The organism is Shewanella basaltis, assembly GCF_023283885.1.
GTDB lineage: Bacteria > Pseudomonadota > Gammaproteobacteria > Enterobacterales > Shewanellaceae > Shewanella > Shewanella basaltis.
Genome location: NZ_JAKILA010000003.1, coordinates 1 through 23,666, shown reverse-complemented (window position 1 = coordinate 23,666; position 23,666 = coordinate 1). Strand labels below are relative to the sequence as shown.

19 protein-coding genes are annotated in these 23,666 nt (G+C 43.0%); 9 read left to right on the top strand and 10 right to left on the bottom strand.

The features are described from left to right. Positions 1-400: 400 nt before the first annotated feature. The 7 genes from prpF to L2703_RS03350 all read right to left on the bottom strand — a co-directional run bounded on the left by prpF (position 401) and on the right by L2703_RS03350 (position 9,286). Positions 401-1,576 (bottom strand): 2-methylaconitate cis-trans isomerase PrpF, encoded by a 1,176-nt coding sequence (gene prpF, locus L2703_RS03380; protein ID WP_248969740.1) that lies wholly within the window; start codon positions 1,574-1,576, stop codon positions 401-403. Between the two features lie 71 nt (positions 1,577-1,647). After that, entirely contained in the window at positions 1,648-4,242 is a 2,595-nt protein-coding gene (gene acnD, locus L2703_RS03375) for a Fe/S-dependent 2-methylisocitrate dehydratase AcnD (RefSeq protein ID WP_248969739.1), read from the bottom strand. An 80-nt stretch (positions 4,243-4,322) separates the two neighbouring features. Continuing rightward, on the bottom strand, positions 4,323-5,447 hold the full coding sequence (prpC, locus tag L2703_RS03370) for a bifunctional 2-methylcitrate synthase/citrate synthase (protein ID WP_248969738.1): 1,125 nt from the start codon (positions 5,445-5,447) through the stop codon (positions 4,323-4,325). Between the two features lie 93 nt (positions 5,448-5,540). Next, positions 5,541-6,419: a methylisocitrate lyase gene (gene prpB / locus L2703_RS03365; RefSeq protein WP_248969737.1), complete on the bottom strand. Its 879-nt coding sequence runs from the start codon at positions 6,417-6,419 to the stop codon at positions 5,541-5,543. 54 nt (positions 6,420-6,473) lie between these two features. Continuing rightward, a complete protein-coding gene (locus L2703_RS03360) occupies positions 6,474-7,118 on the bottom strand; it encodes a GntR family transcriptional regulator (RefSeq protein ID WP_248969736.1) in 645 nt (214 codons plus the stop codon). Between the two features lie 613 nt (positions 7,119-7,731). After that, positions 7,732-8,643 carry a DUF3307 domain-containing protein gene (locus L2703_RS03355; RefSeq protein WP_248969735.1) on the bottom strand — a complete coding sequence of 304 codons (912 nt, stop codon included), beginning with the start codon at positions 8,641-8,643 and terminating at the stop codon, positions 7,732-7,734. After that, positions 8,636-9,286 carry a SatD family protein gene (locus L2703_RS03350; RefSeq protein ID WP_248969734.1) on the bottom strand — a complete coding sequence of 217 codons (651 nt, stop codon included), beginning with the start codon at positions 9,284-9,286 and terminating at the stop codon, positions 8,636-8,638. The genes L2703_RS03355 and L2703_RS03350 overlap by 8 nt, the downstream gene beginning before the upstream one ends. A 460-nt stretch (positions 9,287-9,746) precedes the next feature. Here L2703_RS03350 and L2703_RS03345 point away from each other — a divergent pair, with 460 nt between their 5' ends. Next, entirely contained in the window at positions 9,747-10,619 is an 873-nt protein-coding gene (locus tag L2703_RS03345; RefSeq protein ID WP_248969733.1) for a hypothetical protein, read from the top strand. A gap of 68 nt (positions 10,620-10,687) precedes the next feature. Here the strand turns inward: L2703_RS03345 and L2703_RS03340 are convergent, their stop codons facing one another. Beyond that, positions 10,688-12,451, bottom strand: a complete 1,764-nt coding sequence (locus L2703_RS03340; RefSeq protein WP_248969732.1) for a protein adenylyltransferase SelO — start codon at positions 12,449-12,451, stop codon at positions 10,688-10,690. A gap of 1,582 nt (positions 12,452-14,033) precedes the next feature. Between L2703_RS03340 and L2703_RS03335 the strand changes: the two genes are divergently transcribed. The 8 genes from L2703_RS03335 (at position 14,034) to L2703_RS03295 (ending at position 21,759) form a co-directional block, all read left to right on the top strand. Beyond that, entirely contained in the window at positions 14,034-14,348 is a 315-nt protein-coding gene (locus tag L2703_RS03335; RefSeq protein WP_248969731.1) for a DUF6966 domain-containing protein, read from the top strand. Positions 14,349-14,430: 82 nt separating this feature from the next. Beyond that, on the top strand, positions 14,431-16,218 hold the full coding sequence (locus L2703_RS03330; protein ID WP_248969730.1) for a hypothetical protein: 1,788 nt from the start codon (positions 14,431-14,433) through the stop codon (positions 16,216-16,218). A 412-nt stretch (positions 16,219-16,630) separates the two neighbouring features. Continuing rightward, complete coding sequence (locus tag L2703_RS03325; RefSeq protein WP_134291138.1) at positions 16,631-17,152, top strand: suppressor of fused domain protein; 522 nt, start codon at positions 16,631-16,633, stop codon at positions 17,150-17,152. Between the two features lie 681 nt (positions 17,153-17,833). Continuing rightward, positions 17,834-18,289: a hypothetical protein gene (locus L2703_RS03315; protein WP_248969729.1), complete on the top strand. Its 456-nt coding sequence runs from the start codon at positions 17,834-17,836 to the stop codon at positions 18,287-18,289. Between the two features lie 63 nt (positions 18,290-18,352). Further along, positions 18,353-18,766, top strand: a complete 414-nt coding sequence (locus L2703_RS03310; protein WP_248969728.1) for a GFA family protein — start codon at positions 18,353-18,355, stop codon at positions 18,764-18,766. 97 nt (positions 18,767-18,863) lie between these two features. Further along, positions 18,864-19,226, top strand: a complete 363-nt coding sequence (locus L2703_RS03305; protein WP_248969727.1) for a nuclear transport factor 2 family protein — start codon at positions 18,864-18,866, stop codon at positions 19,224-19,226. A 464-nt stretch (positions 19,227-19,690) separates the two neighbouring features. Further along, the gene (locus tag L2703_RS03300; protein ID WP_248969726.1) at positions 19,691-20,665 is read left to right on the top strand and encodes a DUF1852 domain-containing protein; all 975 of its coding nucleotides are present in this window, start codon (positions 19,691-19,693) and stop codon (positions 20,663-20,665) included. A gap of 41 nt (positions 20,666-20,706) precedes the next feature. After that, positions 20,707-21,759 (top strand): methionine synthase, encoded by a 1,053-nt coding sequence (locus L2703_RS03295; RefSeq protein WP_248969725.1) that lies wholly within the window; start codon positions 20,707-20,709, stop codon positions 21,757-21,759. Between the two features lie 958 nt (positions 21,760-22,717). Here the strand turns inward: L2703_RS03295 and L2703_RS03290 are convergent. Together L2703_RS03290 and L2703_RS03285 are read right to left on the bottom strand one after the other, a co-directional pair. Then, positions 22,718-23,071: a hypothetical protein gene (locus tag L2703_RS03290; RefSeq protein WP_248969724.1), complete on the bottom strand. Its 354-nt coding sequence runs from the start codon at positions 23,069-23,071 to the stop codon at positions 22,718-22,720. A gap of 134 nt (positions 23,072-23,205) precedes the next feature. Beyond that, positions 23,206-23,550, bottom strand: coding sequence for a TonB family protein (locus L2703_RS03285; protein ID WP_248969723.1), 345 nt, complete (start codon positions 23,548-23,550; stop codon positions 23,206-23,208). Positions 23,551-23,666 lie beyond the last annotated feature (116 nt).

Here is a 23,666-nt window from a genome sequence, read left to right as displayed (position 1 = left end):
TTCGTCGATAAAACCACATCTATACTGATAAATATGAGTCATTAACCTCTGTAAATTCTGCATATAACATACTAATTTTCTTGTTGAATCAAGCACTTTTTTGATGTTTATCACACATTTTAATAATTTCAAAATCACAACATAACCATCTGATTTAACATGTTTTTATTTACATATTCTCAACAAAAAAAATTTTTATATGCAAAATGAAGCGCCAAAAAAAACCTCGGCATAACCAAGGTTTTGTATGTTTGATTGTAATACTATTGCACATTAATAATGTGATAACTCAGCAAGGGCTTAAACAAAAAGAATGACCGAATGAATTGTGGTGAGGTCATACAATGCAATGTAAGCCCAACACTCGCGACTTATTGACGCGCAATGGTATAAAAAATCGCTATGGCAATTGAGGCACCCTAACCGTCCCCTCCATTAATACCCTAGCACTGCGGCTCATCAGGGCTTTTTTGACCTGCCATTGGCCATCAATGAACTCAGCCTCTGCGCCAACACGTAATGTGCCCGACGGATGACCAAAACGCACAGCACTGCGCTCACCACCGCCTGCGGCTAAATTGACTAAGGTGCCAGGAATAGCGGCCGCTGTACCAATCGCCACTGCGGCAGTGCCCATCATCGCATGGTGTAATTTGCCCATAGACAATGCGCGTACCACAAGGTCAATGTCATCTGTGCTTACCGCTTTACCACTTGAAGAGACATACTCTTTTGCCGGGGCCACAAACGCCACCTTAGGCGTGTGTTGACGCGCGGCGGCTTCATCAATGTGCTTTATTAATCCCATTTTGACCGCACCATAAGCGCGAATGGTTTCAAACATGGCTAATGCTTTATCGTCATTATTAATGTCATCTTGCAGTTCTGTACCTTGATAATTAATATCAGCTGCATTTAGGAAAATCGTCGGGATCCCTGCATTAATCATGGTCACATTAAAGCTGCCTACTCCCGGCACTTCAAGTACATCTACAACATTGCCCGTAGGGAACATTGCCCCTTCACCGTCTGCGGGGTCTAAAAACGCCACTTGCACTTCGGCGGCTGGAAAAGTCACGCCATCGAGTTCAAAATCGCCGGTTTCTTGTACTTCACCGTCTGTGATAGGCACATGAGCAATAATGGTTTTTTGAATGTTGGCTTGCCAAATTCGCACTACTGCGGTGCCATTATGCGGCACACGGCTTGGATCGACTAAGCCATTACTAATGGCAAACGAGCCCACTGCTGCGGTGAGATTGCCACAGTTACCACTCCAATCAATAAAGGGTTTATCTATGGCAACCTGACCAAATAAGTAATCAACGTCATGATCTGCCTGAGTGCTTTTAGACAAAATCACCGTTTTGCTGGTACTTGAGGTGGCACCGCCCATACCATCGGTGTGTTTACCATAAGGATCTGGGCTACCAATGACCCGCAGTAATAATGCATCACGTGCAGGGCCAGGGATTTGAGCTGCTTGAGGTAAATCCGTTAACTTAAAAAACACCCCTTTACTGGTGCCGCCGCGCATATATGTAGCGGGTATTCTAATTTGTGGTAAATGAGCCATAACAACATCCTACAAAAAATGAAAAATCGGCAGCCTAATCACACTGCCGATATACCAAAAAGCAACGTTAATTAACTCGCCACTTCGCTGGCTAAAAAGTCTTGCGCAAAGCGTTGCAGTACGCCGCCAGCTTCGTATATAGAGCACTCCTCAGCGGTATCTAAACGACACTTAACCGCAATCGAGACTTGCTCACCATCAAGACGGGTCATCACAACAGACAACATGGCACCGGGTTTAGGTGTACCAACCACATCATAGGTTTCGGTGCCGTTTATCTCATAGGTATTGCGGTTCTCACTTTTAACAAATTCAAGCGGTAACACGCCCATGCCTACTAAGTTGGTGCGGTGAATACGCTCAAAACCTTCTGCCACAATCACTTCGACACCGGCAAGACGAACACCTTTTGCTGCCCAGTCCCGTGACGAGCCCTGGCCGTAATCAGCACCCGCAATAATAATTAGCGGCTGTTTACGTTCCATGTAGGTTTCAATGGCTTCCCACATGCGAGTAACCTGGCCTTCTGGCTCAATACGGGCTAACGAACCTTGGCGCACATTGCCGTTTTCCTGCACCATTTCGTTAAACAATTTAGGGTTAGCAAACGTAGCACGCTGCGCAGTTAAGTGGTCACCACGGTGGGTAGCATACGAGTTAAAGTCTTCTTCTGGCAGACCCATTTTATGCAAATAGGCACCTGCGGCGCTGTCGAGCATAATCGCGTTAGATGGCGATAAATGGTCGGTGGTAATGTTGTCGCCTAATACCGCTAACGGACGCATACCTTTCATGGTGCGCTCGCCCGCTAATGCGCCTTCCCAATAAGGAGGTCGACGAATATAGGTACTTTGTGGTCGCCAGTCGTATTGCGGATTAACATGACTACCGTATTCCACTTTAATGTCGAACATCGGCTCGTACACTTTACGGAACTGCTCTGGCTTAACACTGGTTTTAATCACCGCATCGATTTCTTCGTCGGTCGGCCAAATATCTTTTAAGGTAACGCTGTTACCGTCTTTGTCGATACCGAGCACATCTTTTTCAATATCAAATCGAATCGTGCCAGCAATAGCGTAGGCAATCACCAATGGCGGTGAGGCCAAAAATGCTTGCTTAGCATAAGGATGAATTCGCCCATCAAAGTTGCGGTTACCCGACAACACGGCGGTGGCGTATAAATCGCGGTCTATCACTTCTTGCTGAATAACCGGATCCAATGCGCCACTCATGCCATTACAGGTGGTACAGGCGAACGCCACAATCCCAAAACCTAAGTTTTCAAGCTCGGGTAATAACCCTGCTTCTTCTAAATACAATTGCACCGCTTTTGAGCCAGGCGCCAGTGATGACTTAACCCAAGGTTTGCGCAATAAACCGCGAGCATTGGCATTACGGGCTAACAAGCCGGCAGCAATCATGTTGCGCGGATTACTGGTATTAGTACAACTGGTGATAGCTGCAATAATCACAGCACCGTCTGGCATTTTACCCGGCTCGTTTTCAACCACGCCACTGATCCCACGAGCGGCAAGCTCTGAGGTGGGTACTCGATTATGCGGATTTGATGGCCCAGCAATATTGCGCCCAACGCTTGATAAGTCAAAATGCAACACACGCTCGTATTCCACTTCCGTTAAGGTGTCAGCCCATAACCCCGCTTGCTTAGCATAGGTTTCAACCAATTTAACTTGCTCGTCGTCGCGGCCTGTAAGGGTTAAATAGTCGATGGTTTGCTTATCGATATAAAACATTGCTGCGGTGGCACCGTATTCTGGTGTCATGTTGGTAATGGTTGCACGGTCGCCAAGAGTTAAATGGGTGGTCCCTTCGCCAAAAAATTCTAAATAAGACGACACCACTTTTTGGGCGCGCAAGTATTCTGTTAATGCAAGTACAATATCGGTGGCGGTAATACCCGGTTGTGGTTTACCGGTAATTTCAACCCCCACAATATCAGGTAAGCGCATGTAAGATGCACGGCCAAGCATCACGCTTTCGGCTTCTAACCCGCCAACACCAATGGCGATTACACCTAACGCATCAACATGGGGGGTGTGGCTGTCGGTGCCAACTAAGGTGTCTGGAAATGCCACGCCATCAAGGGCATGCACTACTGGCGACATTTTCTCGAGGTTGATTTGATGCATAATGCCGTTACCCGGTTGGATAACATCAACGTTTTTAAACGCCGTTTTGGTCCAGTTAATAAAATGAAAACGGTCTTCGTTGCGGCGATCTTCAATGGCGCGGTTTTTCTCAAAGGCGTCTTTTTCAAATCCTGCATGTTCAACCGCAAGCGAGTGGTCGACAATTAATTGTGTTGGTACAACCGGGTTCACCTTTGACGGATCACCACCTTTTTCAGCAATAGCGTCACGCAGGCCGGCTAAATCAACCAAAGCGGTTTGGCCTAAAATGTCGTGACACACAACACGAGCAGGAAACCACGGAAAATCTAAATCGCGCTTGCGCTCAATTAACTGCTTTAACGAGTCAACAAGCATATCGGGGGAACAACGTCGCACTAAGTTTTCGGCAAACACGCGCGAACAGTACGGCAATTTGGCATAAGCACCGGGCTCAATAGCGTTTACCGCTTCTTGAGTATCAAAATAATCGAGCTGAGTGCCGGGTAAGGATTTACGGTATTGAGTATTCATAACAAGATCCACAGTTAATTCAATTTGGGTGATCGACTATCAAAATCGACAAAGCCGAGCCATTTGGCTCGGCCAGTGGATTAACGTTGGCTAATGGGCACAACTTTACGAGGCTCGCTCCCGATATAATCTGCACTTGGGCGGATAATGCGGTTATTTGAGCGCTGCTCCATAACGTGTGCAGCCCAACCGGTTAAGCGTGAACAAACAAAGATTGGGGTGAACAGTTTTGTTGGAATGCCCATAAAGTGATAAGCCGAGGCATGGAAAAAGTCAGCATTACAAAATAGCTTTTTGGTGTCCCACATAAACTCTTCACACGCAACAGAGATGTCGTATAACGAGGTGTCGCCATGTTCGTGGGCCAGTTTTTCAGACCAGGCTTTAATTATCACATTACGAGGATCAGATTCGCGGTAAATCGCATGGCCAAAGCCCATGATTTTTTCTTTACGTTCAAGCATGGCTGCCATTTTAACTTTGGCATCAGCTGGCGAGCTGAACTTTTGGATCATGTCCATGGCAGCCTCGTTAGCGCCGCCGTGTAATGGCCCGCGTAATGAACCAATGGCGCCCGTGACACATGAGTACATATCAGACAAGGTTGAGGCACATACACGTGCAGTAAAGGTTGAGGCGTTAAACTCGTGCTCTGCATACAAAATCAATGACACGTCCATCACTTTACGATGTTGATCTGATGGCGTTTCACCGCGCAGCAACTTGAGGAAATGCCCCCCAAGAGAATCTTCATCTGTGGTGCAATCAATCTCTACGCCTTCATGGCTGTAGCGATACCAGTAACACATAATGGCCGGAAAGGCGGCAAGTAAACGATTTGCAGCTTTGTTTTGTTGGCTGAAATCCACTTCAGGCTCAAGGTTACCTAAAAATGAACAGCCTGTGCGCATTACATCCATTGGGTGAGCGTCAGCGGGGATCAGTTTAAGTACCGCTTTTAACGCATCGGGTAAATCACGCTGCGCAGTAAGTTCGGCTTTGTATTGGCTCAATTGTGCTTGAGTGGGTAATTCGCCATTAAATAATAAGTAAGCAACTTCTTCAAAGGTGGCATTATCTGCCAAGTCTGACACATCGTAGCCGCAATAAGTCAGGCCAGATCCTGATTTACCAACAGTACATAATTTGGTTTCGCCAGCACTTTGACCACGTAATCCTGCGCCCGATAATTTCTTGTCTACCATGATATTTTTCCTTCTTATGCTTGCTGTGTGCCCCCATCAAGGACACACATATGTAGGGGTTTTGAGTCTTGTTGTTTATCTTTATTTATTCGCTTATTTGTTTTTGCCTTCGGCAAATAAGCTGTCTAGTTTTTGTTCATACGCGTGGTAACCCAGGTAATCATAAAGCTCCATGCGCGTTTGCATGCTGCCAACAACGGCCTTTTGATCGCCATCGGTTAAAATCGCACTGTAGACATTTTCAGCCGCTTTGTTCATGGCCCTAAATGCGCTTAATGGGTATAACACCATGGCCGCGCCCCACTCGCCTAACTGTTGTTTATTCCACAATTCGGTTTGGCCAAACTCAGTAATGTTCGCCAAAATCGGCACATCTAATGCTTCAGCAAAGGCGCGGTAGTGTTCTTCCGTTTTAATGGCTTCAGCAAAAATACCGTCTGCGCCCGCTGCGACATACGCTTTAGCACGCTCAATGGCGGCGGCTAAACCTTCTTGAGCAAATGCATCGGTACGCGCCATAATAAAAAAGTCAGGGTCGGTACGAGCATCTACTGCCGCTTTAATACGGTCGACCATTTCATCTACTGGCACAATTTCTTTATTAGGACGATGCCCACAGCGCTTTTGCGCCACCTGATCTTCCATGTGCACGGCTGCTGCACCGGCTTTTTCCATGTCACGAATGGTTTTGGCAATATTAAATGCACCGCCCCAACCTGTATCAATGTCCACCAGCAAAGGCAAATCACAGGCAGAGGTGATACGTTGTACGTCAACCAATACGTCGTTAAGTGATGTCATACCTAGATCAGGTAAACCGTAAGAGGCATTTGCTACGCCGCCGCCCGACAAGTAAATGGCTTGATGGCCAATTTGCTTAGCCATCATTGCGGCGTACGCATTAATCGTTCCCACAATTTGCAGCGGTTTATTGTTAGCTAACGCCTGACGAAATTTTTTACCTGCACTCATGATATTTCCCTCTATACAATTACGGCTGTGCGCGCCAAACGCCACAGGCAAGTGTTACGATAATTTACGTTCAATACTGTTTTTAGAATATAAAATGTGGCGACGCATCAGCATTTCAGCCAATTCTGCGTCACGATTTAAAATGGCCTGAACAATGTGTTTGTGTTCATCATAAGCTGTGGTCACTCGCGGCCCAGCCATGCCAAGTTGCACGCGATACATGCGTACTAAGTGATAAATGCCATCAAATAGCATTGAAATGAGGTGCTTGTTTTTACTGCCTAAAATGATGCGATAATGAAAATCAACATCACCGGCTTCTTGATAATAAGACTCACCGCCTTTGACCTCATCAAAATGAGATTGTAATAACGCGCTTAAATCATCAATTTCTTGGTCGGTCATATTGGTTGCCGCTAAACGTGCTGCCATGCCTTCTAGAGACTCGCGCACTTGATACAACTCAATCAGCCCCTGGGGTGACAATGCCACCACACGTGCCCCAACGTTGGCTTTGCGCTCAACAATATGACAAGACTCTAAACGGTTAATCGCTTCGCGGATCACGGCTCTGCTCACGGCATACTTTGTCGACAATTCAGTTTCGCTCAATTTAGAGCCAGCCTGAATACGACCTTCGACTATATCGTCTCTAAGGGCAATAAAGGTTTTATCTGCTGAAGTAATTGGCTGGTTCATTACAATACCTTGGGCATTTAATAAGAGGCTTAAAACCATCGTCATTTATATCGAGTTGTCGACAATATAGCAGCTATACAATGAATAACAACCCTAGAAAGCATAAATTGTCGACAATTTATGCTTTGTACATTGCCCTTTAGTGCAACTCTTGCAACCATTCTGACGGGCTAATTCAACATGCAAACCTATCTTTACCGCTGTACGTTAAAAGGGCTGTCTGTTTGTGTGCCAATCGACAATCGCAAAAATAGACATAAATCAGCCTGTCCTCCTGCGACACATTGTCGCAGATGGCGTATTTTCAGTTGCCACCGAAGTGAAGGTTTTGCAAAATCAACACGAGGTTAAGTCTGATTTGATTGTGATACATCATCTCAACAAACCCTGACGTTAACCTTGTGTAATGGAATACAGACAAAGGTAATTTTGATGTAAATGCACCACACTAGCTTGCTTTATATTGAGCGTTGCATAATGCCTGGTGACTATACTCAGCGTCTATCTGCTATGGGAATGGGGATAAACGCTGATTATAGGTATCGCTTTTAATCTTCATAAGATGATGGGCCTCTTGAATTAGAGGCCTTTTTTTGATGGCTTTGCCAGATGGTTACTTAAGTTTTACACCTAAACCTAATGAAACCAATGCCCCAATAAGAGTGGTGATCACCACCGACAATAACGAGCCAATGAGTACATATTCTGTCATGCTGCGGTTAGCTGACTGATTTAACTCACCAAATCTAAATATCGACTTAGCCGCTAATACAAAACCCACAGCGGCGTAGCTGCCCACCAGCGTAAACGTGAGTATTAACAATCGTTCTAGGTAACCAATCAATTCGCCACCCGCAACTAAACCACTCACATTTGTCGACTCATCGTTAACAGGGCTAACCGATGTAATAGGCGCGGCACTATTTGTAGCAATTGGCGTATTCGTCGCGGTTTGAGTATCAGTTACAGCTTGAGTAACAGTGTCGGTATCGGTATCAATATCGCCACCAACTTCTGTTTTTACTTCATTAACGTCTGCTGAGTTAACAATAGGATATTTGCTTAACACAGCGCCGATTACAATGGATGTAGGCTTAAGGATCAGCAAATAAGCACACACCACTAGCACGCCATCAAAAAAATGTTCATGCTGTAACACTGCTTCAATCGACGCCCCATCGGTGACATGAAACGCAATCGCGGCCAGTACTAACACGTGCAAAGCCTGATCAATCACAAAGTAGGCTAACTTATCGTCCTTGGGTGTCGTGACCTTCCATAAATCAATCACAAAATGCGTCACGGCAACAATCACCACTAAGCAAAACGTTGAACGCCAATCGATGCCTAGCACCATTGCTGGCAGTATTAAGCCAACGCCATGTAACAGCGAGTGAAAATACAACTCTGCTGAACGGTAAGTGTGTGCTTTTTTAGCCTCAACCCAGCTGTCGGGCTGAAGATAAAAATCACAGATGATGTGAATCAATAAAAATGGAATAAGCACACCGAAAAAATCAGTCATAGTTGAGCTCCGCAACTTTGTCGACAAAGCGACAATTTAGCTCATTAATCAATGGCCAGCCTGACGCTTTAAGTGACTTACTGGCAGTCGCAGTCGCCACATCAAGCTGTTCTGCTAACTCACTAATTGATAATTCATTAAGTGTTTGCAGCATGGGCAGCATGACTTCACATTGGCGCGCAGTTAGCTCGGTCAGTTGCTTATCAAGGTACTTAAACAACAAGTCAAAATACTCTGCCAAAGCCACATTATCTGAGTTAAACAATAATCGGTCATGCTTAAGGCCATTAAGTCCTCGCCCAGAAAGCACAAAGGCAGGCCCCATTGACTCCGACACCGACTCACGCAGCTCAGCATGCGCAGCAATGGCAAAACTAATGCGGCTATCAAAGGCTTTACCCAGTGCTTTTATGCCAATTCGGTAAATAATCGTGTATCGCAAGGCATTTTCAATATCATGCACCACAGACTGAAATTCATCTCCGCGCTCAATACTGTGCGCATTGGCGCTATGCCCTTTACTTATCCATGCCTGAATCGATTTAATCCGTTCAAGCAGGTGCTCAAATTGGGTTGATGTAAGCTTGGTTGAGTCAACAACATCGCCGACAATCACCGCGATGGGTTTATAGATAGGCTCCACATAACGCTCCTTTGTTTGCAGACTAATACCAATTTAGCCATTTTAGGCTAATAATGCAAATTTAGCCTTTTTTGGCTAATAGCAATTAATAATCCAAGCCCTATCGATAAATTTAGCCGTTAATGGCTAAATATTAACATTTAGCCATTAACAGCTAATGTCAATTGTCGTTTTATTATGCACAGAGCATTGGGTTTTAAGATTTGGGACTTAGGTTATTTAACCTGAGTTCGGGATAAGGGATGAACTTATACTATTTAAAATCAACATGTTACCCACTCTCACTTTCAAGCTTGTCATTTGTTCTGCTAACAAGGCGAATTGACGCGTCAATAGCTAGCCTATTGTAAGTCGATTCAACGCAGTGAGCAGGGCAAAGGACTGTTTCCGAGTTCAGGTTATTTACATTGCCCACGGATCAATATAATACTGCTACATTCTTCGAAAGTGAGAAAACTCGATGCTACGAATGGTAATGATGATCACGGTATTACTCACTGGTTGTAGTACCCAACAGCCAATAGAACACATACCGGCTGAACAGTACGTTTCAGCGCAAGAGCATATCCTTAAAAAACTTTTTTTAGGTAAATCGAAGCAAGATGTCCTCAAACTGATAACTTACCCGCGCATTAATGCATTTGATGTTATAGAAAATCAGAGTACTTACTCTTATATTGAAGCAATCAATGTCGACACCAACGTCAACATCGGTCTTTACTTTAAAGACGACACATTACAATCAGTCATGTTAGATGACGATGTTCGTGACTTATTCTCCTGCAGAACACTGTTTAAAACCAAAAGAAAACACTGGCTAAGTGCAGGGATAACACCCTACCACGATTGGATAAAATCAAAAGACCAATTAAGTAAGGGGCTTAATTTTCGCGTTAATCATCCAAAAGCAACCACAGACAAAACGCCAGCCAATACAGTGATAGCCAATACCTTAACGCTCATTGTGTATTCACCCGCACTGCTCGTCGCTGCACCTTTTATGATTCATGATGAAATGACTGGAAAAAATGAAAATGAGCAGAAAACCATTACGAATCGCTACGAGCTAGCAAGCACCATTCAACTCGGCGACACAGAAACACATATACTCGCCGTATTAGGTCAGCCTGAGCAAACTCATTCTGTAATCGATACCAACGTATTAACCTACAACAGACCGTCTTATTCTTACGGTATTAAAGACGGAGTCGTTGTTTGGATAGAACATTTTTCAATGTTTGAACTCTATACCAGGCAGTTTGACTATGGTGATGTCCTTTATGGAAAAACAGATTGTGGCAGTTTAGATGAATTTTGGAAGGCAACGCCTTAAGCCTTCCTACTCTTATTTATCAATTCACCAATCGAGTTTGTCGTCGATACTAAATCGTTAACTAAACGTTATGACGAGCAGCTCAAGTGCGAACACCCACCGACCCCAAAATATTCAGATGCCTTAAGGCGATAGTATTTGTCCTCAACCTCTTGAGATTGCTCAGCATAAGGATTGGTCATCACCGCCTGTAATTCGCGCAGCAAGGTATAATCCCCCTGGCTCGCTTGTTGATATGCTGGCACCAACAACCACTCGCGTAAACTGTACTTAGGGTTAATTTGTTTCATCTGCTTAGCGATATCGTCACGGCTGCGTGGTATGGTCGTGTCAGTCATGCCCGCAGGGCTATTTGTTACAGGGCTATTTGCCTCACTGCTTAGTAGCGAATGCCACTGTGCTAACCACGCCGACCAGCGTTGCGCTAATCCTTGCCCTTGCGACAAATCTCGGTAAAAGCTTTTAGTTAACGGCTCAATATCATCAGGTAACGACGAGAGTTCACGGAAAAACAGGGTGTAATCCACGGATGTTTGCTGCATTAGGCTGATAAGCTCAGCCCACAGCGGCGCGTTAAACGTGCTAAGCCCCAATTTAGCCGCCCACATCTGCTCCATTTTTGTTTGCATATCGGTAGCAAAATCATTAACCAATTGCTGAAGCCCATCTATAGCATCGGCTTCATTGGCCAGTAATGGGCTTAATGCAGTACAAAACATCAAAAAATTACGCTCTGCAGCGGCGTCTTGATTTAAAAACGCAAAATGCTGTCCGCCGCCGGTCCAAGGTTGATATTGTGGGTTAAACACATCACAAAAACCAAACGGGCCATAATCTAGGGTAAAGCCACCCGCTGCGCAGTTATCGCTGTTAAAATTACCTTGGCAGTAACCCACACGGATCCAGTTAGCCACCAATGAGGTTAAACGGTGACGGAACTCATACGCAAGCTTGAGTACTTTGTCGTTTAAAGACAGCTGCGGGTCAATAACATCAGCGTATTCACGATCGATTAAATGCAGCACCAGCTGTTCAAGCTCTGCCATCGCTTGCGGATGTTCATGTTTACGGGCGCGGCGGCCAAAAAGCTCAAGCTGCCCTACCCGAATAAATGACGGCGCCACACGGGTGGAAATTGCCACCGCCTCGGTGATCATTCGGTCGGGGTCTTGCTCACGCGATCCTTCGGAATACCAAGGCCGCTGCACCGTGTCGGTTTTAGACACATATAAACTGAGCGAGCGAGACGTGGGTACACCCAACGCATGCATATGCTCTTGCGCTAAAAACTCACGCACACTTGAGCGCAATACCGCACGGCCATCTGCACCACGGCAATAAGGCGTGCGGCCACCACCTTTAAGTTGCATCTCCCAACGCTTGCCATTGATAACCGCCTCAACCACAGACACAGCTCGGCCGTCACCATAACCATTACCGGTTCTAAATGGGCATTGTTGAATGTATTCTGTGCCATAAATCGACAATGCATAACCACACGCCCAACCCACTTTACTCATTGGCTCAGGGACATGTGTAAGATCACCAGAAAACAAACGCATAAAATCAGACGACTGCGCCATACTGTCGGCAAACCCTAATTCTTTAAAAAAAGTATGGCTGTGTGCCACATACTCAGGTTTTTCAATCGGTGTGGGGTTAACGGGAACATAGTGGCCCGAAAAGACTTGCCTAGGCCTATGATCAGCACCATCAGATGTTGCATCAGGATCACGCTTAAGCGTGTTCATCAACGAGTAGTTTACCCATTTAGCGAGATCGTCGACGGTATCGACCGTTGCTGATGTTTGCTGGGACAGTTGATTAGTCATAGGGATACCTGGTTAATTAAGTAAAAGGTTTGTTCACAACTTGATGGCTCAGCGTATCGACAATCAGTCGATTTATTCAAGTTATGTAATGGAACTGGTTAGCAGATATACCGAAGGCCTGCGCTGTATTATTTGAAAGAGCCTAAGATAACCCAACCTATGGTAACGACAGCTTGTACTAATGAAAAGCAGACTTTGTTATATCGACAAAATTGATAATCTGTCATAGGGATAGATTCTGACTTATGGCCTACAGTCACTAACATCGTGGCGCGTCGCCCACACCAAATTAAGGTAGTAAGTTGTAACTGACGCAGGCTAATTTAACCGTCGCCCCGGCAGTGCTTTTTAGCCGGGGTCCAGGTGTTTGTTTTGTACTCATGGCCTGCGACCACTAACGTCGTGGCGCTTCACACATTGCAAAACATATAGCTGTAAGGTTTTATTTGGCTTCAACATGGCATTCACTTACCGACACGCGCTAGTACATCCATGTAGCTCGACCGACCCGTCCATGGGTCGGACGGTCGGCTCGCAAACCACCATGATGAAGCTGTTAATGTTTGTCTTATCAGCAAGTTTTAAAGAGTAGTTTAGTGAGGTGCATGCGTTGGTCAACTCACGTATTCTTTTGTAAAGAGTCTTCAACGGCCTCAAGTTCAGAGTTGAATTTAGGCATTTCAAGCTGAGGCATCTAACTCATTGTTGGATAGAAGCTTGTTAGCTACTTTCTCGTCGTCCCGGCAATGTTTTTAGCCGGGATCCAGGTGTTAGCTTTGTACTTTTATACTCATGGCCTGCGGCCACTAACGTCGTGGCGCTTCGCCCACACCAGACCAAGAGGAAACCAACGGCTGTTCCCTCTTTACTTTTTATAAAAGAATTGGCCCAGCCGTCACCTCAAAATTATCATTATTGACTAAAAAACAGCTGAGATAATTTCGCGACGTGGTTAAATCCAGCTTTTAACTTCGTCTGAGTGTTCTTCGGCCACCTCTTTATGGTAAAGAATGAAAATGCTAACGCTTCAGATGGGAGTCGGATGTGAATGGATTCACGAATGTCGTGGTGGCATGGATGCCAAGGAACGACCCTTCCCCTCTAAAGCTAGCTCGCCATCCATGGCTAGCTCACGTCATTTTCTTCAACGGCCTCAATTTAGGAGTTGAATTTAGGAATTTTTAAAGATATGAAAATTCATTTATAAAAACAAAAAGCGTCCATAAGATATTGTTTATTAATTGATTTCCATTTATTCAACTGAATTCTACTCGGGCCACAAAAACAGTTGTAATGGTTTTTGGCGTGTTTTTAAGGCAAATCGGCTAATAAGTAAACTAAAGTAGTACGATGAATAATTTGTTTATTTTGTAATACACTGAAATAAGTGGATTTTTATTTATTGTAACATCTTGGGTCCACTTTTAATGCGCAAGCCCACTTTTATTTGTCAGTAGAGTTAACTAAAACTGCTTTACAACAATAAGTTAGCAAATGTAGGATGTTATTAATCAATAACTTGAACGGCCGATTTTAGATTTAGTTTGTTGTTCAATAAGCTGTTAGCTGCCTTAAGGAAGTTATGTACGATAAAACTAGAAAAGATCTAGTCCTAATGATTGAATTGCTTGAGCAAGATGGAAGTCGGTGGTCGCAATTTTTTCAGAAGGCTTTAGCGGCCTTTGATAGTGGTGAGTACCAGCGATGTGCTGAAACCATACTATCAGGTAGCGGAGGGATGGGCAGCCTTAATGATCTAGTTCTAGGTCAAACCACGGATCAGAGTGGTAAGTTTCAATGGAAACCAAACCACAAAGAAATTAATAATCAATTTCAAGAGTTGCTGTCTTCATTGTATGCATTTGCTCAGCGTATGCGGCGTGCAGCTAACAAGTAAAGGCACCGGACGTAAAAACCGCCGCTTCGCTCTGGTTTTTCCGCCGGTGCTTTAAGCGTTATACCTTTTAAAAGGACCTTAGATGTTTGGAAGAAAGAAGCAGGACACTACGGAAGAAAAAGAAGTCAAAATGGAAAAAGATGACAAATCCATCCATGAATCTCCTCAAATCTGTCTTTTTGATCTAGATAAATCAGTTCTAGGAGGCTTTGAAGACGCTTCGTATAACTGTAGCGTCGGTACACTAGGTAAATTGGTTCGAGTGCCTAACAACCAAAGAAACCAGCAACACTTTTTAAAGTTAAACTATTCTCAGCCAGTAAACCTACATGAGCATGACATCCTTGTGTTTAACATGGATTTTTATGAGGAAGTAGATTACGAGAGTACCCAAATTTCACTAGACAATGTAACTGGGCAATCTACATATGCACTTCTCAGTTCCTTCCCAGAAAAGATATTTAACCCGAGAGCATATGCAACTCGAATTCTTTCTAAAGAAATTAACGACATACTGAAGAAAGAATCAATAGTTATTGTGTTTGCTAGCTCACAGGAGACTGTAAACTACCAGGAAGTTGAAATAAATTCCTACGAAAACAGGATTACAAACCAAACGGAAATTAATAATACTCAGTTTTATGATGGCTTCCCTTATTGCTACAATAAAACTGGCAAAAAAATGAAATCTCCAGATAAGGATACAAAATTAACGTCCTTACTTCTAAAATATTCTGTAGACTCAAGCTATGAGCTGGCTTTTCATCACCCAACCCACTGGGATAACAGTAACAAGCAGGTTGAAGATAACAATTTCATACCACTACTACTCAATAACGATGATGAAATAATCTCGTTTTATCACGCCCACTCCAAAGGAGCTGTTCTAGTATTTCCTTGCATTAAGGATAAAAAGTCATTTTTATTAGAGCTGTTCAATAATTACTTGTCAGAAATTTTTCCAAACCTATTTCCTTATCATGGGCAGTTCGGCTGGCTTGACAACGGTGAGTACCTGTTGCCTGGCGAAGCAGAGTTGGTTAATGAGAGAGGCGATATCGAAAAACGATACATAGCTGAAGTTGAGGCTAATGAGAAAGCGATTGAGGAAGTTAGGGAGCGTTATTCATTTCTACGAGAAATGATATCAGAGTCTGGTGACAAACTTGTTTCAGCAGTGGAGCATTATCTTAATTGGCTTGAGTTTCCTAGTGTTCTTAACCTTGATGAGACGAATCCAGATTTGCTGGAAGAAGATATTCAAGTGGATTGCGGGGACAGATTTTTAGTTGTTGAAATCAAAGGGGTTGGCGGAACGTCAACAGATAAAGATTGCTCCCAAGTTAGTAAAATAAGATATCGACGAGCAGAACAGAGAAATAAGTTTGATGTTTACGGGTTATATATTGTAAATCATCAACGGTATATGCCACCAAAAACAAGAAACAACCCTCCATTTACCGAAAACCAGATAAAAGATGCAGTTTTAGACAAGCGAGGGCTGCTTACCACGTATGATTTATATAATGCGTACTTTCTGATTGAAAGCGGGGTGATTCTAAAGAACGAGGTTCGCGATTGCCTGTTTGAATATGGGCTTATTGAGTTAAAGCCAAAAAATCTTGTATCTCTGGGTGTTCCACAGGAATACTTTTCTTCTGGAACTGTGGCAATCTTAGTTCTCGATGGGGTCAGACTGGCTGAAGGGATGAGCCTATATATCAAGAAAAATGACCAATACAGTAAAGTTGAAATAATATCTCTTAGAGTCAATGACCAAGATGTTGAAGAGTTAGAAACTGGTGAGGTTGGTGTTAAGTTGAGCAGCCCTGTAAAAAGTAAATCTGAATTTTTCGTGAAACAGGTATAATCGGGTAGCCGGAGGTATCTAGCCTCCAGCCCCCACACCACCCTGCATGCGGCTCCGCACAGGGCGGTTCATTTAGAACCCCTAACTAAACTCTCTGGTTAGGATAATGAACGCCTCATATGATGTTCTTGTTCATCTGTTCGCATTCTTTATCAGTGAAAACGCTAGCGGCTTCCTCCGGACCAAACCTCGCGATTAAGCCCTTGCCATTCGCTAGTAGTTAACGTTTAATAACAGTATGTTATTCTTTAATAAATAAGAGTAACGGTGATCTTCCTACAGAGGACTTTCACCTCATTAGTTCATGCCCATGCTGGGCGTACACAAGTCAATCAACTACGCGCCTTGCAGGCGCCGGACGCAGCAAAGCTGCGCCGGTTATTGAGGCGTTATACGTCAATTCGGACTAAGTATGAAATTTTCTAAATTTGAAAGCTCATTATACCTATACCTATCAGAAGCATTAGGCTCCGAAAAGCCCTTGCAAGCCTTTGAAATTCCAAATGGTTATAGGGCTGGATATTTTCAGGTTGGAGAAGATAAAGATCCTATAAACCTTATTTTCTCATTTCCTTTAGAATCAGATGATTGCTATTTAACTTTCTCAGACGGAGATGCTAAAAAGATTTCTTTAGAATTAGCTTCCGTGCAGTCATACAATGAGCAAACGGCTCATCTTTGTTCAATGCATACCGTAAAAACGCAGAATAGCTATTTTAATGACCATAATTGGATTGCACTATTAATAACTATCCCAGCGATGGCTTTGGATGATTTGCCTAGTATTGAAACAGTTGGCAATAGAGAACTTAGATTTCATCTAGTTGTACCATTAAACGAAACTCACTATGGCATTAAGCTAGAAAATGGTTACGACGCATTATTGGATTATTTTGAAAACACAAACAGAGACATTGTTGCATTTGACGCATAATCGGGTAGCCGGAGGTATCTAGCCTCCAGCCCCCACACCACCCTGCATGCGGCTCCGCACAGGGCGGTTCATTTACTCTCTTTAAAGAAATGGCCTAACTCACTTTTTGGTTAGCTATTTATTACAATAATGAACTGCGATCCATCCGTCTCTCAATGAATATAATCCTGCTCTCTTAAGGTACTCATTACTTAGCGCCTGCTGTATACCTGGTGTTTTCGAACTTCGCCATGGGCCTTTGCTTGTGATACCAAACACTTCGTGGGATAAGCCATCCACACAACAACTGCTTAAAAATGGGTGGCCTGTTTTTGGGTTTTTCTTGTACCCTTGCTTCGCGGGGCTGACCTTGCCAACTCACCTCTAGCCTACGCCTTATATGATGTTCTTGTTCATCAGCTCGCATTCTTTATCAATAAAAAGGCTAGCGGCTTCCTCCGGACCAAACCTCGCGATTAAGCCCTTGCCATTCGCTAGTAGTTAACGTTTAATAACAGTATGTTATTCTCTAATAAATAAGAGTAACGGTGACCTTCCTACAGAGGACTTTCACCTCATTAGTTCATGCCCATGCTGGGCGTACACAAGTTACTTAAACTAACACAAACAGCTGGCTGTGCTTCGTTCCCCGCTATTATAGCCAGCCATTTTTAGCCGCTTAGCAAAGCGTTAGGTGAGTACATGATTCGAGCAATTCTTCTATTTTTTCTATCAGGATTAGCCAATGCAGAAGGACTTCTTTTAAATTTTGAAGAGGGTCATTTTATGCAGTCTTACAAGCACCAAACTTATATTAAATCCGGCTTGTATATTCATATAGATGACCACTTTAAATATGATAAAACCATGGATAACGTTATTCCGCATGTGCCGGAAATTTATTCAGTCCAATTAACCGAATCTCAGGAGGCAAACCTCGTTGCAGATCTTATTTCACTAGGGGTAGCTGATTGGAAGCCAAAATATCCCGAGAATGAGCCTGGGCTTATATGTGATGGCTTAGGGTTCAGTCTGTACATTAAGCATAAAAATCTAAATGTATTTACCAAGGGTGGCTGCCGCTTTCCTCCAAAATATAAGGAAGTATTAGAACTACTTGGCACTATCCACCAATCACCTACAAAGCTCGCAACCTGATGGCTTCGCCGCCGGTTCGCTAGGCATTATGTTTACAATCATTTATTTAACACGGAGGTTACTATGACTAATATAATTTCAGGTAGTTGTTGCTGTGGCGACGTAGAATTTACACTAGAAAATAGCTTCAGTAATTTTTTCTTTTGTCATTGTGAACAATGTAGAAAATTAACAGGTAGTGCACATGCCTCAAATTTATTCACTTCACCTAATAATATAAATTGGACTAACGGTGTTGAAAAAATAAAACGCTATGATCATCCACAACATTCTTTTTCGAAAGCCTTCTGTGAACATTGTGCGTCTGGGTTACCGTTTATATCGCAAAGTGGTAAATATTTAATTGTTCCTGCTGGCAGTTTAAATGGAGAGCCATCAATAAGACTAGACGCTCAAATATTTTGCTCGGAGCAGACTGAATGGCACAAAAAAGGGATGCAAACAGCTAAAGTTCCAGGCTTTCCAAAGCAAAGATAATAAGACATTTAAACATAATAAAAACAGCGGGTTAAATTCTCCCCCGCTACACATTTAACCCACTATTTTGTCCGCTTACTGCGGAGTGAAGGTCTCTATGGATATAGCATCACAGATAGTAGAGTTAGAAAAATCACTATTTAGAAGTGATGTACGAAGTTCTGTTTGTGAACTTAAAAGTCGGCTGGCTCCAGAGTTTAAGGAAATTACATCTGCAGGTGTTGTCATAGATCTACAAGACGTACTGGAGAGATTGCCAAAAGAGAACGGATGGGAAGCTAAAGGTCAAGATTTTGAATTTAGCTTTATTGCAGTTGATGTTTGCTTGTTGACTTATAAGTCCTTTCATAGGTCGTCGAACTCAAGTAAGGGCAAATATTCCCGTCGAAGTAGCATTTGGAAAAAATATGGTGATTGTTGGAAAATGGTATTTCACCAAGGCACAAGCATCACGGAGTAAAATAGAAAACCTTAACAGGCCAAGCAGGTAAAACAGCTAAATTCTGTGGCCGCTGGCCATAAACGACAAAAGTACAACGTAAACACCTGGATCCCGGCTCAAAACCATTGCCGGGACGACGATTAATGATACACCTGGATCCCGGTTCAAAAACATTGCTGGGACGACGAAAAAGTCGCTAACAACCCATGTTAACGTCAGGCGACGACCTATGCTGATCACACTGTTTGCTGATGATGAATTACGCTCATGTAGCAGGTGAAATAAACCCGTTTTTGTTCACGTCATAAACCACGTATAAATAACTCAACGCTTAGCAAACAAGCTTATTTAGAGTTGATATTAAGCTGTTAATTAAGCCGTCAGTTTGAAAAAGGCACTGCAATCTTCAGCGAGATGAGCAGTGTCTTAAAGCGCTAGGCAACGGCTCGAGTGGGTATAAGACAATGGGGAACTTAAACATCATGAATACACAATTTACCTTTACAATTAATCGCATTTGTCTTGATGAAAATTATCATCCCTCAGACACAACGCGCATCACCACTAACTTTGCTAATTTAGCCCGTGGAAATTGTCGTCAAGCCAACTTACGCAACGCGTTAACCATGATAAACAATAGTTTTAATGCCTTAGCGCATTGGGATAACCCCAAAGGCGATCGTTATACTGTCGAACTTGAGATCATTTCGGTCAATATGGATATAGCAGACAGTGGACAACCCTTCCCGTCGATTGAAATCTTGAAAACCACGATTGTTGACAACAAAACCAATAAACGTATTGACGGTATTGTTGGCAATAATTTTTCATCTTATTTACGCGATTACGACTTTAGCGTTTTACTGCCAGAACATAACAAAAATCAAGCTCAATTTAGTATTCCAACTAACTTTGGCGAGCTGCATGGTAAGTTGTTTAAGTATTTTGTGAATTCAGATGCTTACAAACAGCACTTTGCTAAGCCACCGGTTATCTGCCTCAGTGTATCTGATAACAAAACCTATCACCGCACAGAAAATCAACATCCCGTATTAGGGGTTGAATACTGCCCTAATGAGTCGTCGTTAACGGAGCAATATTTTCAAAAAATGGGCCTACACGTTCGTTACTTTATGCCGCCAAATACCGTAGCGCCACTAGCGTTTTATTTTATTGGTGATTTACTCAATGATTACAGCCACCTAGAGTTAATAAGCACCATTAGCACCATGGGGACCTTTCAAAAAATCTACCGCCCTGAGATTTATAATGCCAATGCCGTTGCCGGTAAATGCTATCAACCGAACTTAAACAACCTTGACCACTCACTCACTCAGATTGTTTACGATCGCGCTGAACGTAGTCAACTTGCTAGTGAACAAGGCAAATTTGCAGCTGAGCACTTTATTAAACCCTATCAAGCAGTGCTTGAGCAATGGTCTGCGAATTATGCGTAATCGCTACGCTAAACCTTAACCCAATTTATGGCATTAAAATTATGAAAACATCACTTAAAAACACGCTATTACCAACCTCAACGGCAGGCAGTTTACCTAAACCTTTATGGCTTGCAGAGCCTGAAACACTTTGGTCCCCCTGGAAACTACAAGGTGAAGAGTTAGTCACCGGTAAACAAGATGCACTACGTTTGTCATTACACGACCAGCAGCAAGCTGGAATTAATATCGTCAGTGATGGTGAGCAAACGCGGCAACACTTTGTCACCACCTTTATTGAGCACCTCAACGGCGTTGATTTTCAACAACGTAAAACCGTTAAAATTCGTGACCGTTATGATGCCAGCGTCCCCACGGTTGTTGGGCCTGTAAGTCGGCAAAAGTCAGTTTTTGTTGAAGACGCGAAATTTTTACGCCAACAAACCACACAACCCATTAAATGGGCGCTACCTGGCCCCATGACCATGATTGATACGCTATTTGATGACCATTATAAAAGTCGTGAAAAGCTCGCCTGGGAATTTGCCAAAATACTCAATCAAGAAGCCAAAGAATTAGAAGCTGCAGGAGTCGATATTATCCAATTTGATGAACCGGCATTTAACGTATTTTTTGATGAAGTGAATGACTGGGGTATCGCATGTTTAGAGCGCGCCATAGAAGGCCTGACATGCGAAACAGCAGTACATATTTGTTATGGCTATGGCATAAAAGCCAATACCGACTGGAAAAAAACCTTAGGGTCAGAGTGGCGTCAATACGAACAAGCGTTTCCAAAACTGCAACAATCGAATATTGATATCATCTCACTCGAATGTCACAACTCTCATGTGCCACTTGAGCTACTTGAACTCATTCGCGGTAAAAAAGTCATGGTTGGCGCAATTGATGTAGCAAACAACACCATAGAAACACCACAAGAAGTGGCAGACACCTTACGCAAAGCCTTACAGTTTGTTGATGCTGATAAGCTCTACCCTTGTACCAACTGCGGCATGGCGCCGTTATCTCACCAAGTAGCAAGAGGTAAACTCAACGCCTTAACTGCCGGTGCAGATATTGTCAGAAAAGAGCTTTTGGCTAAAACAAGTTAAGTTGGCGGTTAACATTATTGTTAACCAGTCATCAGAAAAAGGGACGCTTGCATTAATCGCATCCCCTATTTCACCAAAACAAAAAAGCCCTTAGGTTTGTCGATTTAGCATTTAGTCTTGGATCTTGCGGAGGGATAGCTTGCTTGTAATCAAAGAGGAACCCAGAGTTTAAATCCCTATCTTTCGCCAAAACAAAAAAGCCTCATCATTTCTGATGAGGCTTTCTCGATAAATATGGCGGAGGGATAGGGATTTGAACCCAAACAATCAGCCACAAAATAAAACTAAAATTCATTATAATCAATAACTAATCGAAAAATCACATCTCAGAAAGTGAACATTCGTAGTCGATATATGACATTTAAGTCTTTATCGGTTAGGTTGTCAATGATTAACGCATTACTAATGGGCTGCCGCAGCGTAGCGTAGGCAGTCCCGTGGAGGCCACGTTGTTTGTGGCCGGAACGAAATTAAGTAACTTGTTAAGTTGTCAGATTTCATCATAGAACCACTGCTTTGATTGACTTGAATATACATAGCTCGGGCCTAATGGAAATTGCACATAGTATATGATGAATTCACTATTAGTTTTTTTGTAAACAATATCATTCGCTGGCAAAAAACCAAGTACATGGTTATTTACCGTAACCTGCAGGTCATTAAGGTTTCGTGGGTAAGTACCCTTAGCAACCTTGTAATCGTCAATTGCTGCAATGTATTTTTGAACTGCAACATTAGAAGAATTATCTCTAAGCTTTCCATAGCCCAACGTACCAAACCAAAGTAATAGTATTGCAAAAATTGCTATTGCTGTTTTTACTAGAAAATTATTGATGATCGGGTTCCTTAGAAACTTAACGCCGTGCTAAGCGGCTAAAAAAGTTTGGCTAAAATTAGTGAGGTACGAACGACAAGCCAAACTTTTGTGTCCGTCCTTGAGCACTTTGTTATATGCCTATTACTTTTTATTGATAAATTTCTCTACCAAAAACTTAACATTACCACATGCCGTAAAAACAGCCTGAAACATTTGCACAGAAAGCATCCCATATAAACCAGCTACGCCCAATGTGTAGATAGCTCCATCCTTTAGACCATAAAATGCCAAAAGAAACAGGCTAGTAAAAAATATTGCTGATAAGGAATATAAATGAGGCTTGTCTTCAATAAGGATAACAGTAACCAGCCCCAAAATTATGCACGCAAATATTGAAAAGATAAGCCCAAAGCCAGAAGAGTCTATCTGAGACAGACCAATGACGACACCAAGAACAGAGCCGATAATAGCTGACTTTATCAAATTTTCGCGCATGGGTTCCTTAGGCATATAACGCTCGCCTAAGCGGCGATTAATAATGGGTTAAAATTATTTAGCGCAGCGACAATAACCCATTGTTAATTGTCCGTTGCGAGTTTGCGAGCCTTAAGGCATTTGTTATAAGCCTATTACTCAAATTTCTCCGAATCGTATTTAAAAGTCACATCAAAGCAGCGTTCTGCATGCTTCGATGAGTTAAATTTCCACTTTTTTAACGCACGAAGTGATTGCCTATCAAAAATTCGTATTGGCTGAGAGCGAGTAATTTGGTGCTCAAAAACCTTGCCTTCGCTATTCACTGTTACATTAAAATCAACGTAACCGACACCTAAGAATCTTTCAGAATGTATCGGCCATTGAGGGTTTACAGCTTCAATCAACGCAAATTTTTCACCTATGCACGAATCTACCTCATACATTTCGGTATTAACAAATGACACTAAGGTTGAGGCTAAAAATAATTCGATCATCATGGCCTATAACGCTTTGCTAAGGGGCAATTACCAGTTGGCTAGGATTGCGCGAAGCGCCAAGCCGACTGGTAATTGTCCCAGTGAGTTTACGAACGAACTTGAGCAACTTGTTATAT

Bases quoted from the DNA above. Each gene is read 5' to 3' on its own strand.
- prpF (WP_248969740.1), bottom strand. From the start codon at position 1,576: ATGGCTCATTTACCACAAATTAGAATACCCGCTACATATATGCGCGGC.
- acnD (WP_248969739.1), bottom strand. From the start codon at position 4,242: ATGAATACTCAATACCGTAAATCCTTACCCGGCACTCAGCTCGATTAT.
- prpC (WP_248969738.1), bottom strand. From the start codon at position 5,447: ATGGTAGACAAGAAATTATCGGGCGCAGGATTACGTGGTCAAAGTGCT.
- prpB (WP_248969737.1), bottom strand. From the start codon at position 6,419: ATGAGTGCAGGTAAAAAATTTCGTCAGGCGTTAGCTAACAATAAACCG.
- L2703_RS03360 (WP_248969736.1), bottom strand. From the start codon at position 7,118: ATGAACCAGCCAATTACTTCAGCAGATAAAACCTTTATTGCCCTTAGA.
- L2703_RS03355 (WP_248969735.1), bottom strand. From the start codon at position 8,643: ATGACTGATTTTTTCGGTGTGCTTATTCCATTTTTATTGATTCACATC.
- L2703_RS03345 (WP_248969733.1), top strand. From the start codon at position 9,747: ATGCTACGAATGGTAATGATGATCACGGTATTACTCACTGGTTGTAGT.
- L2703_RS03340 (WP_248969732.1), bottom strand. From the start codon at position 12,451: ATGACTAATCAACTGTCCCAGCAAACATCAGCAACGGTCGATACCGTC.
- L2703_RS03335 (WP_248969731.1), top strand. From the start codon at position 14,034: ATGTACGATAAAACTAGAAAAGATCTAGTCCTAATGATTGAATTGCTT.
- L2703_RS03330 (WP_248969730.1), top strand. From the start codon at position 14,431: ATGTTTGGAAGAAAGAAGCAGGACACTACGGAAGAAAAAGAAGTCAAA.
- L2703_RS03325 (WP_134291138.1), top strand. From the start codon at position 16,631: ATGAAATTTTCTAAATTTGAAAGCTCATTATACCTATACCTATCAGAA.
- L2703_RS03315 (WP_248969729.1), top strand. From the start codon at position 17,834: ATGATTCGAGCAATTCTTCTATTTTTTCTATCAGGATTAGCCAATGCA.
- L2703_RS03310 (WP_248969728.1), top strand. From the start codon at position 18,353: ATGACTAATATAATTTCAGGTAGTTGTTGCTGTGGCGACGTAGAATTT.
- L2703_RS03305 (WP_248969727.1), top strand. From the start codon at position 18,864: ATGGATATAGCATCACAGATAGTAGAGTTAGAAAAATCACTATTTAGA.
- L2703_RS03300 (WP_248969726.1), top strand. From the start codon at position 19,691: ATGAATACACAATTTACCTTTACAATTAATCGCATTTGTCTTGATGAA.
- L2703_RS03295 (WP_248969725.1), top strand. From the start codon at position 20,707: ATGAAAACATCACTTAAAAACACGCTATTACCAACCTCAACGGCAGGC.
- L2703_RS03290 (WP_248969724.1), bottom strand. From the start codon at position 23,071: ATGCGCGAAAATTTGATAAAGTCAGCTATTATCGGCTCTGTTCTTGGT.
- L2703_RS03285 (WP_248969723.1), bottom strand. From the start codon at position 23,550: ATGATGATCGAATTATTTTTAGCCTCAACCTTAGTGTCATTTGTTAAT.